This is a genomic window from Schaalia sp. Marseille-Q2122, assembly GCF_903645355.1.
Lineage (GTDB): Bacteria > Actinomycetota > Actinomycetes > Actinomycetales > Actinomycetaceae > Pauljensenia.
The window spans coordinates 51,387-66,920 of record NZ_CAHJXR010000004.1; the positions used below are offsets into that span (position 1 = coordinate 51,387).

The 15,534-nt window shown below is 62.7% G+C and carries 12 protein-coding genes, 1 tRNA gene and 1 pseudogene; 11 read left to right on the forward strand and 3 right to left on the reverse strand.

Features of this window, described 5'->3' with window-relative positions:
- The first annotated feature begins 139 nt into the window (after nucleotides 1–139).
- From topA to HWX48_RS04700, 8 genes and pseudogenes are all read left to right on the forward strand, one after another.
- Entirely contained in the window at nucleotides 140–2,926 is a 2,787-nt protein-coding gene (gene topA, locus HWX48_RS04665; protein WP_175955128.1) for a type I DNA topoisomerase, read from the forward strand.
- Nucleotides 2,927–2,973: 47 nt separating this feature from the next.
- Nucleotides 2,974–3,615 (forward strand): annotated as a pseudogene (tmk, locus tag HWX48_RS04670) (dTMP kinase); the annotation flags it as partial.
- A gap of 59 nt (nucleotides 3,616–3,674) precedes the next feature.
- Nucleotides 3,675–4,871: a DNA polymerase III subunit delta' gene (locus HWX48_RS04675; RefSeq protein WP_175955132.1), complete on the forward strand. Its 1,197-nt coding sequence runs from the start codon at nucleotides 3,675–3,677 to the stop codon at nucleotides 4,869–4,871.
- A gap of 141 nt (nucleotides 4,872–5,012) precedes the next feature.
- Nucleotides 5,013–6,671 carry an alpha/beta hydrolase gene (locus HWX48_RS04680; protein WP_175955134.1) on the forward strand — a complete coding sequence of 553 codons (1,659 nt, stop codon included), beginning with the start codon at nucleotides 5,013–5,015 and terminating at the stop codon, nucleotides 6,669–6,671.
- Nucleotides 6,672–6,805: 134 nt separating this feature from the next.
- Nucleotides 6,806–6,878, forward strand: a tRNA-Thr gene (locus tag HWX48_RS04685).
- 157 nt (nucleotides 6,879–7,035) lie between these two features.
- Complete coding sequence (locus HWX48_RS04690; protein WP_175955136.1) at nucleotides 7,036–8,346, forward strand: sensor histidine kinase; 1,311 nt, start codon at nucleotides 7,036–7,038, stop codon at nucleotides 8,344–8,346.
- Entirely contained in the window at nucleotides 8,334–8,978 is a 645-nt protein-coding gene (locus tag HWX48_RS04695; protein ID WP_175955138.1) for a response regulator transcription factor, read from the forward strand. The genes HWX48_RS04690 and HWX48_RS04695 overlap by 13 nt, the downstream gene beginning before the upstream one ends.
- A 235-nt stretch (nucleotides 8,979–9,213) precedes the next feature.
- Nucleotides 9,214–9,672 carry a ribonuclease E inhibitor RraB gene (locus HWX48_RS04700; RefSeq protein WP_175955140.1) on the forward strand — a complete coding sequence of 153 codons (459 nt, stop codon included), beginning with the start codon at nucleotides 9,214–9,216 and terminating at the stop codon, nucleotides 9,670–9,672.
- Between the two features lie 73 nt (nucleotides 9,673–9,745).
- Here the strand turns inward: HWX48_RS04700 and HWX48_RS04705 are convergent, their stop codons facing one another.
- Nucleotides 9,746–10,483, reverse strand: a complete 738-nt coding sequence (locus tag HWX48_RS04705) for a response regulator transcription factor (protein ID WP_175955142.1) — start codon at nucleotides 10,481–10,483, stop codon at nucleotides 9,746–9,748.
- Nucleotides 10,476–11,672 carry a sensor histidine kinase gene (locus HWX48_RS04710; RefSeq protein WP_175955144.1) on the reverse strand — a complete coding sequence of 399 codons (1,197 nt, stop codon included), beginning with the start codon at nucleotides 11,670–11,672 and terminating at the stop codon, nucleotides 10,476–10,478. Before HWX48_RS04710 ends, HWX48_RS04705 begins: the two co-directional genes overlap by 8 nt.
- 116 nt (nucleotides 11,673–11,788) lie before the next feature.
- Here HWX48_RS04710 and HWX48_RS04715 point away from each other — a divergent pair, with 116 nt between their 5' ends.
- Genes HWX48_RS04715 through HWX48_RS04725 form a run of 3 tightly spaced genes read left to right on the forward strand, consistent with a single transcriptional unit; the run spans nucleotide 11,789 to nucleotide 13,823 of the window.
- A complete protein-coding gene (locus HWX48_RS04715; RefSeq protein ID WP_124868513.1) occupies nucleotides 11,789–12,508 on the forward strand; it encodes an ABC transporter ATP-binding protein in 720 nt (239 codons plus the stop codon).
- Nucleotides 12,505–13,308 carry a hypothetical protein gene (locus tag HWX48_RS04720; RefSeq protein WP_175955145.1) on the forward strand — a complete coding sequence of 268 codons (804 nt, stop codon included), beginning with the start codon at nucleotides 12,505–12,507 and terminating at the stop codon, nucleotides 13,306–13,308. Before HWX48_RS04715 ends, HWX48_RS04720 begins: the two co-directional genes overlap by 4 nt.
- Nucleotides 13,305–13,823 (forward strand): hypothetical protein, encoded by a 519-nt coding sequence (locus HWX48_RS04725; RefSeq protein ID WP_175955147.1) that lies wholly within the window; start codon nucleotides 13,305–13,307, stop codon nucleotides 13,821–13,823. The genes HWX48_RS04720 and HWX48_RS04725 overlap by 4 nt, the downstream gene beginning before the upstream one ends.
- A gap of 330 nt (nucleotides 13,824–14,153) precedes the next feature.
- On the opposite strand, the gene HWX48_RS04730 is transcribed toward HWX48_RS04725, so the two are convergent.
- Nucleotides 14,154–15,497 (reverse strand): DUF5692 family protein, encoded by a 1,344-nt coding sequence (locus tag HWX48_RS04730; RefSeq protein WP_175955150.1) that lies wholly within the window; start codon nucleotides 15,495–15,497, stop codon nucleotides 14,154–14,156.
- Nucleotides 15,498–15,534 lie beyond the last annotated feature (37 nt).

Consider the following 15,534-nt stretch of genomic DNA (forward strand, 5'->3'; position numbering starts at 1 on the left):
GCGTGAGGCCGCGCCGAAAAATGTCCAGAGGTAACACAAAAGCCCTGCGGCGTTGTATGGTCACCTCAGACGCTTCGCGCTTTGCCATGTAGATGGCGGCGCGCGAGCATGACGGGAATCAACAGAAAGAACAGGGGAAATGGGCTCAAAGAAGCTGGTCATCGTCGAGTCTCCGGCGAAAGCCTCCACCATTGAGGGCTACCTTGGACCCGACTACCACGTGATGGCCTCCATCGGCCACATCCGTGACCTGCCCCAACCCAAAGACCTGCCCGCCGACATGAAGAAGGGCCCCTACGGGCGCTTCGCCGTCGACGTCGAGCACGGCTTCACCCCCTACTACGTTGTCTCCCCCGAAAAGAAAAAGACCGTCACCGAGCTCAAGCGCGCCCTCAAAGAGGCCGACGAGCTCTACCTGGCAACTGATGAGGACCGCGAAGGTGAGGCCATCGCATGGCACCTGCTGCAAGTCCTCAAGCCCAAGGTGCCCGTCAAGCGCATGGTCTTCCACGAGATCACCCGCGAAGCCATTGAACGCGCCCTGGAAAACACGCGCGACATTGATACCTCCCTGGTGGACGCGCAAGAAACCCGCCGCGTCCTCGACCGCCTCTACGGCTACGAGGTCTCGCCCCTGCTGTGGCGCAAGGTCCGCTCCTCCCTGTCGGCTGGCCGCGTCCAATCGGTGGCCACCCGCATCGTGGTCGACCGCGAACGCGAGCGTATCGCCCACATCAGCGCCGACTACGCCTCGGTGTCCGTGACCGTCGAGGCAAAGGGCCAGTCTTTCGGCGCGAAGGTCGTGCAGGTTGATGGCGCGCCCATCGCCACCGGCGCGGACTTTAGCGAAAAGGGCGTGCTCACCTCCAAGGCCGCGAAGGCCGGCGTCCTCCATCTGGACGAGGTCGGCGCCCGCCGCCTGGCAGCGCTGCTCGCTGCGGCGCAGACCTCGGCCGTCCACGAGGTCAGCCAAAAGCCCTACCGCCGCCGCCCGGCCGCGCCCTTCACCACCTCCACCCTGCAGCAGGAGGCCTCCCGCAAGCTGCACTGGAATGCCTCCTCAACGATGCGTACCGCGCAGTCCCTGTACGAGGGCGGTTTCATTACCTACATGCGTACCGACTCGACGGCCTTGTCCTCCCAGGCTGTGCAGGCTGCGCGCGCTCAGGCCCGTGAACTCTACGGCGCAGAGGCCGTCGCTGATGCCCCCCGCGTGTACGGTAAGGTCGCCAAGGGTGCCCAGGAGGCCCACGAGGCTATCCGCCCTGCTGGCGACCACTTCCGCACCCCCGAGCAGGTGTCCCGTCAGCTCTCGCCCCAGCAGCTTGCCCTCTATGACCTCATCTGGAAGCGCACCCTGGCCTCGCAGATGGCTGACGCCGTGGGCTTTACCGCCACCATCCGCGTGGCTACCGATGTCGCTGACGATCAGGGCGCGCATACTGTGATCTCGTCTGCTTCCGGCACGGTGATCACTCAGCCGGGCTTCCGCCTGGCCTACATGGAAGGCCGTGACAAGGGCCGTTACGACGCTGAGAAGGACAATGCTGACGCTGAGAAGGTCCTGCCTGAGGTCGCTCAGGGTGAGCTTGTGGATGTGACTGACGCTGAGGCTGACACGCACTCCACCCAGCCGCCTGGCCGCTACACCGAAGCAACCTTGGTTAAGACCATGGAAGAGCTGGGCATTGGCCGCCCCTCCACCTATGCGGCGACCATCCAGACGATCTCGGATCGCGGCTACGTCAACCGGCGCGGCCAATATCTTGTGCCGACCTGGCTGGCCTTCTCCGTGACGCGCCTGCTGGAAGAGAACCTGGCGAACCTGGTTGACTACGACTTCACGGCCTCCATGGAGTCTGATCTGGACCGTATTGCCGCTGGCGAGGCCGACGGGGTGGGCTTCCTGTCGGGCTTCTACTGGGGTGCCGACGGCAAGGGCGAAAGCTCTGGCCTGCGCCACCAGGTGGAATCCCTGGGCGATGACATTGATGCGCGCGCCGTGAACTCCATTGACTGTGGCAATGGCGTGACCTTGCGTATTGGCCGCTATGGGCCCTACCTGGAGCGCGAGGACGGCTCCCGGGCGAATATTCCTGACGAGGTCGCCCCTGACGAACTCACTGATGCGAAGATCGCTGAGCTTTTCGCCGCAGCTGCTGACGATGGGCGCGAGCTGGGTGTGGATCCGGCGACCGGGCACATGCTGGTGGCGAAGAATGGTCGTTTTGGGCCCTACATTACGGAGATCCTGCCCGAGCCCGCCGGAGAGGAAGCTGCAGGGCAGACCGCAGGTAAGACCTCGGGCCCGGCCGCAGCGAAGGGCCGCAAGAAGGCCGCCGCCAAGCCGCGCACAGCCTCGCTCTTCTCGACGATGTCCCTGGCGACCGTCACCCTTGAGGACGCCCTGGCACTATTGACCCTGCCTCGTGAACTGGGCACCGACCCGGCCACCGGTGAGGTCATTACCGCCCAGAATGGCCGCTACGGGCCGTACTTGAAGAAGGGGACGGACTCTCGCACCCTGTCCAGCGAGGATCAACTGCTGACCATCACCCTTGAAGAGGCGCTGGAGATCTACGCTCAGCCTAAGCAGCGTGGGCGCGGGGCCGCTAAGCCGCCTTTGCGTGAGTTCGGTGTGGATCCGATTTCGGGCAAGAAGGTTGTTGTCAAGGATGGTCGCTTCGGCCCCTACATCACCGATGGGGAAACGAATATTACGGTGCCGCGCGCAGAAACGGTGGAAAACCTGACTGAAGAGCGTGCCTTTGAGTTGCTGGCGGATAAGCGTGCCAAGGGGCCCTCAACGAAGGCGAAGGCTAAAACGACGCGCAAGACGGCAACGAAGAAGGCCACCACTTCAAAGACTGCGGCAAAGAAAACAACGACGCGAAAGTCCAGCTCAGCCAGCTCATCAACGAAGTAAGGAGAGGCGACTCCGCAGATTCGGGGTGGCCGTGGGAAGATAGTGCCATGACGCAAGTGGGTGGGCAGCGACGGGCCCCTGAAGGCAGCCTTTTCGTTACCTTTGAAGGGGGTGACGGATCAGGTAAGACGACGCAGATTCAGAAGGTTCGCGCGTGGTTTGAGGAGCGCGGATACACCGTGCTTGTTACCCGTGAACCCGGTGGTACTGAGATGGGAACCGAGCTGCGCCGCCTCGTCCAAAATGGGCCAGAAGACGTTGATCCGCGCACCGAGGCTCTGCTGTATGCCGCCGACCGCGCCTATCACGTCGCAACTGTGATCCGCCCGGCTTTGGAGGCTGGCACCGTTGTCTTGGGGGATCGCTATATCGACTCTTCTGTTGCCTACCAAGGTGCTGCGCGCGCCCTCGGTGTGGACGAGATTCGCTCCCTGTCTGAGTGGGCCACCGAGGGGCTCGACCCTCGCCTGACCTTCCTGCTTGCCCTCCCGCCGGAGGTCGGCGCCCGCCGCGGCACCGGCAAACGCGACCGTTTGGAACGCGAATCCGCTGAATTCCACACGCGCGTCCGCCGCGAATACCTGCGCATCGCTGAGGAGAACACCGATCGGGTTGTCGTCATTGACGCTGTGGGAACACCGGAGGAAGTGTTCAGCGAAATCCGCGGCGTCCTGGAAGAACGTATTGAAGCGCTGATGACTCCCGCGCAGGCCACCCTGTGGGACCTCGCCCTTGAAGGTGTGCAGGAGTGAGCGTCTGGGAGCAGCTGGTCGGCCAAGATGCCGCCATTGAGGTGCTTGCCGAGGCTGCCCTCGCCGCACGCCGCATCGTGGACGGCCAGCGCAGCGGCGCCGAGGCCGACACGGACGACGCCCGCTCCATGACCCACGCCTGGCTCATTACCGGCCCACCCGGATCAGGCCGCTCCGTCGCCGCCCTCGCCTTCGCAGCCGCACTCCAATGCACGGGCCCCACGCCCGGATGCGGGGAGTGCCCGGGCTGTCGCACCACCATGGGCCGCACCAATGGTGACGTGCATAGTGTCTCCACCGAGGCCACGCAGATCCGCATTGAAGAGGCCCGCGACATTGTCGGCCGCGCCCAGGTTGCGCCCTCGCAGGGACGCTGGCGCGTGATCCTCGTTGAGGACGCCGACCGCATGACCGAGCGCACCTCGAATGTGCTGCTCAAAGCCGTGGAGGAACCCCCGGCGCGAACGGTGTGGCTCCTGTGCGCACCCAGCCCTGAGGACATGATCACCACCATCCGTTCGCGGTGCCGTCACCTGGCCCTGCGCATCCCCTCGGTGCAGGCCGTGGCCGACCTGCTGGTGCGCCGCGACGGCGTTGACCCCGCAGTGGCCGTGGAGGCCGCACGTTCGGCGCAGTCCCATATTGGTCTGGCGAGGGCGTTGGCGCGTGACCCTCAGATGCGTCAGCGTCGCCGTGAGATTATTACCGCCCCCATCACGGTCCGCTCCGTTGGTGAGGCCGTCATGGCCGCCGCTGACCTGTTGGAGACGGCAAAAACTCAGGCGGAAGCTCAGACCGAGGAACGCAATGCGCGAGAACGCGCTGAGCTCCTTCGACAGTTGGGCATGGAAGAAGGAGAGCGCCCCAGCGCCCACTCGCGCGCACAGTTGCATCAGCTTGAAGAGGAGCAAAAGCGTCGCGCCAAACGCGCTATTCATGACGTGCTCGACCGAGCCCTCGTGGACCTGCTCGCCATCTACCGGGATGTCCTCATGCTCCAACTGGGCACGGGCGCCGACCTCGTCAATGAGGATATCGCGGTGACTATCGGTGACATTGCGCGTGCGTCAACCACCGTCCAAACCCTTGAGCGCGTGGAAGCTATCGAGGAAGCACGCCGCCGTCTGGCCGCCAACGTCGCCCCGGCTTTGGCGTTGGAGGCGATGGCTATTGCTCTTCGGCCCCAGGTGTAGGGCCGGCTCGTGGGTAAGGCGCGCGCCGTGAAAGTGCCCCACCGCACACACCCCTGATGAGGCCCTGAATAATGGCCGGGTGGACCCTATTGAGGTGCGTCCCATTCCTCGTTCACGCTGGGAACCCGCTAGTCTGCCTATATGACTTCTCGTTCGCGCTTGATCATCCTCATCGTCTCCTTAACGCTCCTCTCCCTTGTCGCCCTCGGCGCAGGCTTCGCAGTTCTCAACGCGAACCGAGCCTACGTGCCCTCAGCCGACACGCAATCTGGGCAGACCACTGCCGCCGACCTGGATGGAAGCATCGACGCGTTCTACTCCCAGAAGGTCAACTGGGGCCCCTGCGAAGGCGATGCCATCACCCCCTCGCATGAGACCCCACCGAAGAACCTCACCGACTACCAGTGCGCCACCGTCCTCGCCCCCAAGGACTGGGACAAGCCCGAGGGGGAGACCATCACCCTCAGTGTCGCCGTCCACCGGTCCGGCAATGAGAACGCCCCCGCACTCTTCTTCAACCCCGGCGGCCCCGGTGGTTCGGCGGTGAAGATCCTCGCCTCCCAGGTGCGCAACTCCATGGGCGACGCCCTCGTCGAAAAGTACGACATCGTCGCCCTCGACCCGCGTGGCGTCGGCTCCTCCACCCCCGTCGTCTGCATGAGCGACGAGGAACGGGACCGCTACAACACCCACGGCGTCCTTGACGAGGCCGATATCGAACGAGCGCAAGCGATCGAAGCCAGCGAGGGCCCTGACAACCAAGACGAAGAGATCGCCTTCGCGCGTGACCTGTCGGCACGTATGGGGGAGGGCTGCAAGGAACACAGCGGTGACATCGCCCAATACATTGACACCGTTTCTGCCGCCCGTGACTTCGATATGATGCGTCAGCTCATGGGGCAAGAAAAGCTCGACTACCTGGGCTATTCCTACGGCACCTTCCTGGGCGCCACCTACGCTGACCTGTTCCCGCAGAATGTTGGCCGCTTCATCCTCGATGGGGCTGTTGACCCTGCCATGAGCAGCGCTGAAATCTCCGCCCTGCAGATGCGTGGCTTTGACGAGTCCCTCATCCACTGGATCGAGGACTGCCAGGCAGGATCCTCCTGCCCGCTGCCCGGCAACACTGAAGAGGGTATTGCCCGCGTGAAGAGCTTCCTCAAGGAACTGGAACGTCAGCCGATGGAAACCTCTGACCCGGAGCGCCCACTGACCGCCAACCTTGCCGTCACCGCCATGATCGGCGCCATGTATAACACCGAGGGCTACCCGGTACTGACCCAAGGCATGACTCAGGCACTATCTGTCAACGATGGCTCGATCCTGCTGGCGATCGCCGACCTGCTTAATGACAGGAACGCTGATGGGAGCTACGCGGCAACCTCAACCGACGCCCTGATCGCCATTAACTCTCTGGACTATGAGCCCACCGGCACCGAGCAGGACTGGAAGTCCCAGGTCATGATCTTGCGCAATGAGCTCAAACTCATGGACGAGTTCGTCGGCTACGACAGTGCTGGCCTGACCGCCTGGCCCTTCGAACGCACCGCCACCCGCAAGGCCCTCAAGGCCGAGGGCGCCAACCCCATCGTCGTCATCGGTACCACCCACGACCCGGCCACCCCCTACGTCATGTCCGTGAACCTGGCCAAGCAGCTGAGCTCGGGCGTGCTCGTCACCTGGGAAGGTTGGGATCACACCGCCTACTCGAAGGATGCCAGCCAGTGCGTGCGTGACGCCGTGGAAGACTACCTGGTGTCGGGCACTGTCCCCGCTGACGGCCTGCACTGTGAGAACTAGGTTTTTCCTGCTGGGAGTGCTGTTGGACCGCATGGTGTGATCAGCTTCCCGCCTGCGGGTTTTGCTTGCCGGGTGCCAATCCGGTAATCTAACCCCGTTGCTTATGGCTTCACTGCGGTGAGGTTGTCAGCAAGGCCGCCTTAGCTCAGTCGGCAGAGCGAATCACTCGTAATGATTAGGTCGTGGGTTCGATTCCCACAGGCGGCTCGAATGGAACCGCGCCATTCCAACGGAAAGTTGGGGTGGCGCGGTTTTGCATGCGGGTGTTGATGTGTTGATTTGTTGAGCTGTTGGTCAACACGGCTGTCAGAATTGTCCTGCTAGCTGGATCGCATTTACCACCCATAGAAGGAAGGCTGGAGTCATGAATACATCACCTGACGCTACAACCTCGCCTCACTCCTTCTACAGGCAGGCACTTGCCAAAGCGCCACAAAACGCTGCCTACCTCCTGCTTCAGGCGCCCGTTCACCTCGTCATCTTTGTGCTGGTTCTGCCAACGCTCCTGGCAGGCGTCGGCACTGCCATCATCGGGATCGGTATTGCGATGATGATTGCTTCGATCATGATCGCCCGGCTCGCAGCGGAGCTGCAACGCACGATCAATGCCACCATCCAGGGCCGTCCTATGCCCGAATACCCCTATCTCGTGGCAACGCCAACAGCCAAGGCGCGAGACAAGATCCTCACGCTCCTGAAAGATCCCCAATCGTGGCTCGACATCATATGGGTGATCGCGGGCTTCCCTATCGCCCTCATAACCTGGGTGGTTGCGCTGATCTGGTCGGCAGCTCCCATTGCAGGAGTGATCACCCCTTTCCTTGAACTCATTGACATCTACGGAGGGTGGAGCAACTTCAACTCAATGGGGCTCGGTGAGCTTCTGGGCGTGCCCTATCCCAATGTCTTCGATGCGGGCTTCGCTTTTAGTGTTGGCCTCCTCTTTGCTGTGAGCGCACCGTTTGTACTTCGTGGCTGCACGCTGCTGCTGACTGCCTTCTCTGACCTCATGCTGTCCAGCCGCGCCCGCCAACGCCGCAATATTGAGCATCTCACTGAGTCCCGAGCTGCCGCCCGTGATGCAGAGACTCGCTCCTTGCGGCGCCTTGAACGTGACCTGCATGATGGACCCCAGCAGCGTCTTGTCCGACTGCAAATGGATCTTGCCCGCGCGAAACGCCGCGTTGATACCGATCCGAAACAAGCGAGTCTCCTGCTGGAGGAAGCCCTCCAAAGCGCGCAAGAAACCCTCAGTGAACTGCGCCAACTCTCCCGAGGAATCGCCCCTCCCGTCCTCGTTGATCGAGGACTTACCGCGGCGGTGGACGAGGCCGCAGCGCTCTCCACCGTGCCCGTATCAGTGCACGCGCTGGGGCTTGGAACGGTTCACATTCCTGAGCACGTCGCCACCGCCGCTTACTTCACCGTTGCCGAAGCTCTCGTGAACGTCAATAAGCATGCCGATGCGAGTGCCGCTCAGGTGACCATGCGTGTCGAAGAGGGCGCATTGCGGGTGACTATCGCTGACAACGGTGTGGGTGGTGCAGCTTTGTCTAAAGGCTACGGCCTGGCAGGGATCGAGCAGCGCCTGCGAGCCGTTGACGGGCGCTTGACTCTGAACTCCCCGCAAGGAGGTCCCACCGTAGTGGAAGCAATCATCCCATGCGCATCCTGATCGCCGACGACTCCCTGCTTCTGCGCGAAGGCCTCGCCCTCATTCTCAGTGACGAGGGGCACGAGGTTGTGGGCAGTGTCAGTAACGGCGACGCTATGGTCACTGCGTGCCTGAAAACCCGCCCTGACCTGACCATCAGCGATATTCGGATGCCGCCCTCGCACAGGGACGAGGGCCTGCGGGCGGCGATCCGTATCCGCGAGCAGTGGCCCCTCGCTCCGATCCTTTTGCTCAGTCAATACATCGTGCTGAGTTACGCCACCGACCTACTGAGCAATGGCGAGGGCGGCATTGGCTACCTCCTTAAGGACCGCGTCAGCGACCTTGACACCTTCTTCGCCGCCATTGACCGCGTGGCAGCAGGCGGCACCGTCATGGATCCTGAGGTTGTTGCTCAGCTTGTTGGACGAGGCCGAAGCGCGGACCCCCTCTCGACCCTCACCGCCCGTGAGCGCGAAGTGCTGGAATCCATGGCGGAGGGCTACTCCAATGCGGCGATAGCCGAACGCTTGTTCATCTCTGAAGGTGCGGTGGAAAAGAATATTCAGCGCATCTTCATGAAGTTGGGGCTACATGTGGATTCGGCAACTCATCGGCGGGTGCGCGCTGTCTTGACACTTTTTGAGGGGTGAATCGGGGAGCAGTAGACATGACCGTGCGGTCATTTTTGCTCACCGCTGAGCCGTCAATGCAAGATCATCTCATAAAAATGCGATGAAATGACTTTCCACATGCGAATATTCGCCTTATGTCGAAAAATGGAGGTGGTAGCTCAACGATGAGACCAGCACGACGCCACGCCCTCCATCCGAGGTAGGCGACCGAATCGCGGCCACCCACCCGGAAGGCCGCTGCGAAAGGTGCCCCATGGGATTCTTTGATTTCTTCCGAAGGGTCAGGGAGCCTGCTCTCAACCAGCAGGCCGTCCCCACCACCGACGGCGCGAACGCCCTCAGTCCCGTCCTTGACGCCACCCTTTCAGCTGTGGACATCTCCACCAGCCACCCCGGTGACACGCAGATTCTCACGATCCTCAGCGAGCGCGTGAACCTCGCCCTACCGCGAGACCAGGTGCACTACCTGTATTTCCCCACCGAAGAGGCCGCCCGCGCCGCCCTCGTTGAAGCTCAACGCGTCGGATGGCTGGGTGCGCGCGAGGGCGTCTACCAGCTCGACGGCTACCCCGACTGGTCGATGACGGTCCGACGCGACGACCAGCCCACCAACGCCGACACCATGCCCGGCATCCGCGCCTTCTTTGAAGAGCTCGCCGAACGTTTCAATGGGGAGTACGACGGCTGGGAGGCCGTCGGCTTCGACGTCTAGAGGTTGGCATATGACGGGGGCATGCCACAGGTGCCCTAGACGGGTCAGCCGGTTGGACTGATCGCCGCTGCGACTAGCTTCCTCCATCCGCCCATGTGTCGGCGCACCCGGGTGTCCCGACCTGGGCTGCAACTCCCAGGAGAGCAAGCTTGACGCGGTCATTCACGCCTGTCTTTCGACGTAACGCAGCAATGTGGGTCTTTAATGTCGCCCGCGAGATCACCAGTTGCCGCTCGATCTCCTCATTGCTCAAACCCTCAGCGATCAAGGCGAGAACGTCATACTCCCGAGGAGTCAGATGCTCCCCCGGCAAGAGGGGAACGGCAGGCACACCACTGCCCTGCACCGAGGCCGGGCCGCGCGCCGAGGCTGGGCCGCGCGCAAAACTGGCCATCAGCGTGCGCAAGACCGCTGGCGACATCTGCGGCTCGCCTCTCACTGCTCCGTGAACCGCAGCGATGAGATCCTCTGGGGCACTGTCTTTGAGAAGGTAGCCATCGGCGCCGTCGCTAAGAGCCTGACGGAGATACTCATCAACCTCATACATTGTCAGCATGAGGATCCGAATGCTTCGCCCGTGGAGCGCACGAATCTGATGAAGAGCGCTGAGCCCACCGCCACCGGGCATTCGAATATCCAGCAGAAGAACATCAGGGACGGCTTCGGCGCACAAACTCAGGGCTTCAGGTCCGCTGCTGGCCTCCCAGAGGACCTCGATCCCCTCCTCCGAGGCCAACAGGGCGCGCAAGGATCCACGCAGGAGGGCCTGATCGTCGGCGATCGCGACGCGAATGGGAGTGGTATCAGTCATCAGTGGTCTCATCGGAGGCATTCGAAGGATGAGGAGCGTGCTGCAGTATGGGCAGAGGCACTGCTGCCGTGAGGAGGAAACCTCCTGTCGGAGTGGGGCCAGCCCGCATGCTTCCACCTGCCGTTTCGCACGTGTGCGCGAGGTGATGAAGGGCTACACCTGCACCCGGAGAGGGAACCCAGCCGTCTGCGGGTCCCTCGTCGCGGACGTAGAGGAGGAGCTCGGCCTCGCCCTCGTTGACGCCTTCGCCAACGCTGATGGCGACGGTGACGTGGGTGGGGCCGGCGTGGCGCGCTGCGTTCTGCAGGCCGCAGTGAAGGGCTTCGACGAGCGGGGCGGGAAGGATGCGGGCTGAGGGCGCCGATCCGCCGTGCGTAATGGGCGAGGTGGCCTCGTCGCGTCCCATGAGCGCGGGCGACACAGAGTCCGTGAGCGCCAGGTACCCCAAGGGGTCATCAATATCGAGGACGAGGCCGGAGCGCCGTGCTCCGTCGATAATGGCGGCGACGTCGCGGGCGGGGGGAATAGCGGCCGATGCGTGCGGCGCGAGCGGAGGAGGAGTGCCGGGTGCAGGAGTGGAAGGCTCCGACACTGGGGGAGTGAGGGTGGGCGGGGTGTGAAGAATTTCGAGCATCTTGCGGAGCTGGTCAACGGTCTGCCGTGATGTCACGCTAATATCGTCCAGCGCCAGGCGAGCCTGCTCCAAACGGTCCAGGGCGGGCCCCTCGCGGCCACTTAGGCGGTGGGCGACGGTGGCTCGCACCGAGATCGTCCCAAGACCATCGGAAATAATGTCGTGCAGGTTCCGCGCGAGGCGTAGCCTCTCTTCGGCGATGGCCCGGTGAACCATCAATGCCTGGAGTTCTCGCCGGTGGGCGCGCCGATCGCTGCGCACACTCCAGATGGTGACCACAATGAGGGCAAGGAGACCCAGGCGGATCCCCCACACGACCCAGGACGACACTCCTTCGATCCCCATGACCATGAAGATGGTCGACAGGCACAGGCCCAGTGTTAGGTAGGTGCTGCGCTGAGAACGCCAGGAACGGGGTTCCACCGCCAGCCCGGAGCTGACGGAGCTGACGGAGCTGACGGGGTCGGCGGGCACAGCCCGCGAGGCAGTGCCATCAGGCGTGGCCGAGGCAAAAGAGGAAGAGACAGCGCCGGTCAGGGGATCGGTCGTGGACATAGTGCGAGTGTAGAGCCTGATGGGGGACTTGGCCTCAGCCTAGAGGCTGAGCTGATGCCTGAAAGATCGGCACAGGGGCTGATGTGGGGCCAGGGGAGTGGCGCAAGGATGGGGGTATGAGAGCAGAACCCGTCACAGTGACCATCACTCACCTGCATAAACAACGAGGGACGCGCGCCGTCCTCACCGACATTCACACGAGCATAGGCCCAGGGAAAGTCACCGGCCTGATCGGAGAAAACGGCGCGGGAAAATCCTCCCTTGTACGCTGCATTGTCGGCTTGGATCGCCCCACACAGGGGCAAGCCCTCGTTGGGGACCGACCCTACCGTCAGCTCAGCTCCCCCCTCGAAACAGTGGGAACCATGCTTGACGGCCCGGGCGCGCACCCGAAACGCAGCGCCCGCCAGCACCTCGCCTGGCTGTGCGCAGCGGCAGGTATTCCTGTTTCTCGCGCCGAGGAAATGCTTGAGCGCATGGGTCTGAGTGAGGCCGCCCGACAGCCTGTCGGAACCTTTTCTTTAGGGATGGGCCAGCGTCTATCCCTGGCTCAAGCCATGCTCGGTGACCCCGCCGTCCTCCTCCTTGATGAGCCTTTCAACGGTCTGGACCCTCAGGGCATCCGTCAACTCCGATCGGATTGCCGACAGTGGGCCCAAGAAGGTCGGACCGTCCTCGTTTCGAGTCACCTCATTGACGAACTTGAGGGCATCGCCGATGACGTCATCATGCTTGACCGGGGGCGCATCGTCGCAGCCGGCGCAGTGGCTGAGGTCCAAGGCAGACACCGCTCCCTCGAAGAGTCCTTCTTCGCGGCAACAGGGCGGGGGCAGTGATGCTGACACAGCTCCAGCTCTTGAGCCGCGCCACCTACGCAGAGTGGCGTAAAGCCTGGTCAACGATGGGTGTCCCCATTGCTCTTGCACTCAGTGCTCTGCCGGGTATTATCACGTTCATTGCTAACCGGCAGAGCAGTGACTGCGTCGAATGTGGGGCGTTGGATGTTGTGCCGCAAAATCTCGCGCTGCTCATTATCCCGGCAGTCACCATTGGGGCAGTGATTGCAAGCGGTGACTTCCTCACCGCCGACCCCACTCGACAACAGGCCACGGGGTGGGTGGTGAATCACGGGGCTTTTCCGCGTCGCTGGCCAACCCTGCTGGCGAAGTCCATTCTTGTGATTGTGCTGAGCCTTGCGGTGGCATTCTTCAGCTACGTCTTGATTGTGTTTCTGGGACGACCAGAGGGGGTAGGTGTCGTGCAGATGTGGTTACGTTACTTTGATCGTCTACCTGCTGTGTGCGGCTACTGGGTGTCGATGGCCCTCCTGTCCCACGCGCTGACACTGCTGGCAAGGTCGGCGACTTTTCCCTTGGCGTTGTTGATCGTTAACTCTTCTTTGGTGCCCCTGTCCTTGCTGTTGTCTCCGATGACGACCCATGTCGCCCTTTTGCCGGATGTCGCTGCCTTTGGACTGATCATCCCCGAGCAACTGCCGCACAATACCTTCTTCTACCCGGAACTTTTAGAACGGGTTACGCGTTCTGATATGACCAATGCCGCAGTGCTGGTGGCGTGGGCAGTAGTCCCTCTTGTGGTGGCGTGGATGGTCATGATGCGGAGGGAGTGGAAATGATTCGCCGATATGCGGCCGTGAGTGGGCGCCAGCTTGTGTGGCTACCCGGTGGGCGCCTGTTTGTTCCGGCGTCGCTGCTGGTCTCAGCCGTTTTGGCAGTGGTCGTGGCGCGTGGACGCCAGGGCGGTGCTGAAGGGGTGGGTGCAAGCGTCCTAGATGGCGTTACCCTCAGTGCTGCGGTGGTGGGATTTGCTCAGTTTGTTCCCGTTGCTGTGGGGGTGCTGGTCGTTTTGATTGACGAGGTCGGCCGATCTTCGCGGACAGTGCGTTTGGTTGCACCCGCCCCGGCGCCCCTCCTTGGTGTGCGCATGGCGTGGGTGGCGTTTCTGGCTGCAGCGTGGGGTGGGGCAAGTTCGGGGGCGGCTCATCTTGTCGCCTGGATGATGGAATCTCCGGTTCTCTCGGGGTGGAGGGGGTCGCAATCCAGATGGTGCCGACCGCGCTTTATAGTGTGGGCTTGGCCCTGTGGAGCGCGGCCTGCGCGCGCATCATTGGGCGTCGAACGGCCGCTATGAGTGTGCTTGTTGCCGTTTCCTGCGTCCTTGCCCCTATTGCGGCCTCTATGGTCGAGGCCGCTGCTTTCCTTCCGGGGTGGTGGGCCGCTGCCTTCTGCTTGCACGGGGGCGGTGATGTGGGGTGAATGGGCAGGGCGAGTGGGGGCCGTGGGTGCTGGCGGCGTGGGCGCTTACGGGCATGGTTGCCGCTTTTGGCCTCCATATGCGTCAGGATGCGTAGGGGCCCGGCCGTTGAATTTGGCCCTGTGAGAGAGGGGAAGAATGAGGCGCGCGCCCCGTCCAGTAATGGATGGGGCGCGCGCCTCGTGTGTGGAGCAGGTGGAGCCTGTTTCAGGCCTTCACGTCCCACGCAGGGTCGCTGGTGACGCCCTTGGCTACGAGGCCAGGGTCGGCGGACAGGGGCGTACGGGGCTTGGGGTAGCGTTTGTCGGATGTCCACCAGGGCATCCAGCCGACGTAGCCATCGGCTGGGGGAGTGGTGGATTCGGGTTCGAAGCTGAGCTCAGTGGGGGTTTCGGGGATCATGTCAGTCTGGAAGTACTTGTCCTTATCGTCGAAGTGCTCGCGCACGATGGTGCGGAATTCGCCGAGCTCGAAGTAGAGGTTGTTCGTCAGCGGGTTGCGCTTGGTGGTGACGATCTTGTAGATCCAGTAGACGAAGAGGCCCACGTTGAAGATGAGTGCGGCTGCGGCGCAGACGATATTGGCCACGGGGTTCATGGTGGCGAAATTGTTCATGTGTGCCGGGGGCACGAGTAGCTCGGGCAGCAGGTTATTGGCTGCGATCCAGAACATGAGGGTGAAGCAGCGGAACCAGATCCACTGGCCTTTTGCCCAGGTGAAGGCCGGGATGGTGCAGGCGAGCAGCAGGGCTAGCGTGCAGTACCAGGTGTAGTCGGCTAGGGCGTTGTAGAGGAAGGCGTGGTTCCACAGGTCGTAGGCGATGACCCAGGGCCAGACCATGTCCACCCAGATGAGGCCGCGAACCTTTTGTTTTCCGGGTGAGGTGATGGCGATCTTGCCCAGGCCGGTGATGGTGATGATGTTGAGCAGTCCGGCGAGGGCGGAGAGGATGTTCCAGTAGCCGCCGATGGTGCGGAAGCCCGTGGCGGGGTCAATGCCAACGTGGTTGGCTTTGAAGTTGTCAGCGACGGCTTGGTACCACTCGGGGGAGTGGAGGGCGGCGGTGACGCCTCGTGTTTCTGGTAGGCCGTTGATCATGTCGATGCCAACGCGGGCATCGTTAATGGATTGGAGGCATTCGGGTGAGGCGCCGCAGGCGTAGTAGGTGTCGGCCTCGAAGAAGATGGTGAGGTCGCGGATATTGGCTTCCATAATGTTGACGGCGAGGCCGATCCACAGGGCGACGCCTAGCCAGATGGCGTAGCGGTGGGCTTTGACGGGATTGCGTTTGCCGTACACAAGGAGGGCGCCAGTCATGGTGGCGGTGGCGACCATGATGGCGTATTTACCGAAGGGGAACCATCCGACCATGGGGGTGCCGTGGATGGCTGCGTAGGGCATGGCGGCCAGGCCACCGATGGTCCACAGGGCGAAGATCGTCCAGTTCCAGCGGCGGTTGATTTCGGCGATGATGATTTGTGCGGCAAAGACGACGATCCAGATGATGTAGACCTTGGGGGAGCCGATCTCCCAGAGGAATAGGGACGACACTTCTTCACTCCTTCAGTGCAGTGCGGGAAGTCAACCC

What these genes read in the sequence shown, in the direction of transcription:
- HWX48_RS04690 (WP_175955136.1), top strand. Translation starts at nt 7,036, where the DNA reads ATGAATACATCACCTGACGCTACAACCTCGCCTCACTCCTTCTACAGG.
- HWX48_RS04695 (WP_175955138.1), top strand. Translation starts at nt 8,334, where the DNA reads ATGCGCATCCTGATCGCCGACGACTCCCTGCTTCTGCGCGAAGGCCTC.
- topA (WP_175955128.1), top strand. Translation starts at nt 140, where the DNA reads ATGGGCTCAAAGAAGCTGGTCATCGTCGAGTCTCCGGCGAAAGCCTCC.
- HWX48_RS04725 (WP_175955147.1), top strand. Translation starts at nt 13,305, where the DNA reads ATGATTCGCCGATATGCGGCCGTGAGTGGGCGCCAGCTTGTGTGGCTA.
- HWX48_RS04700 (WP_175955140.1), top strand. Translation starts at nt 9,214, where the DNA reads ATGGGATTCTTTGATTTCTTCCGAAGGGTCAGGGAGCCTGCTCTCAAC.
- HWX48_RS04680 (WP_175955134.1), top strand. Translation starts at nt 5,013, where the DNA reads ATGACTTCTCGTTCGCGCTTGATCATCCTCATCGTCTCCTTAACGCTC.
- HWX48_RS04710 (WP_175955144.1), bottom strand. Translation starts at nt 11,672, where the DNA reads ATGTCCACGACCGATCCCCTGACCGGCGCTGTCTCTTCCTCTTTTGCC.
- HWX48_RS04715 (WP_124868513.1), top strand. Translation starts at nt 11,789, where the DNA reads ATGAGAGCAGAACCCGTCACAGTGACCATCACTCACCTGCATAAACAA.
- HWX48_RS04705 (WP_175955142.1), bottom strand. Translation starts at nt 10,483, where the DNA reads ATGACTGATACCACTCCCATTCGCGTCGCGATCGCCGACGATCAGGCC.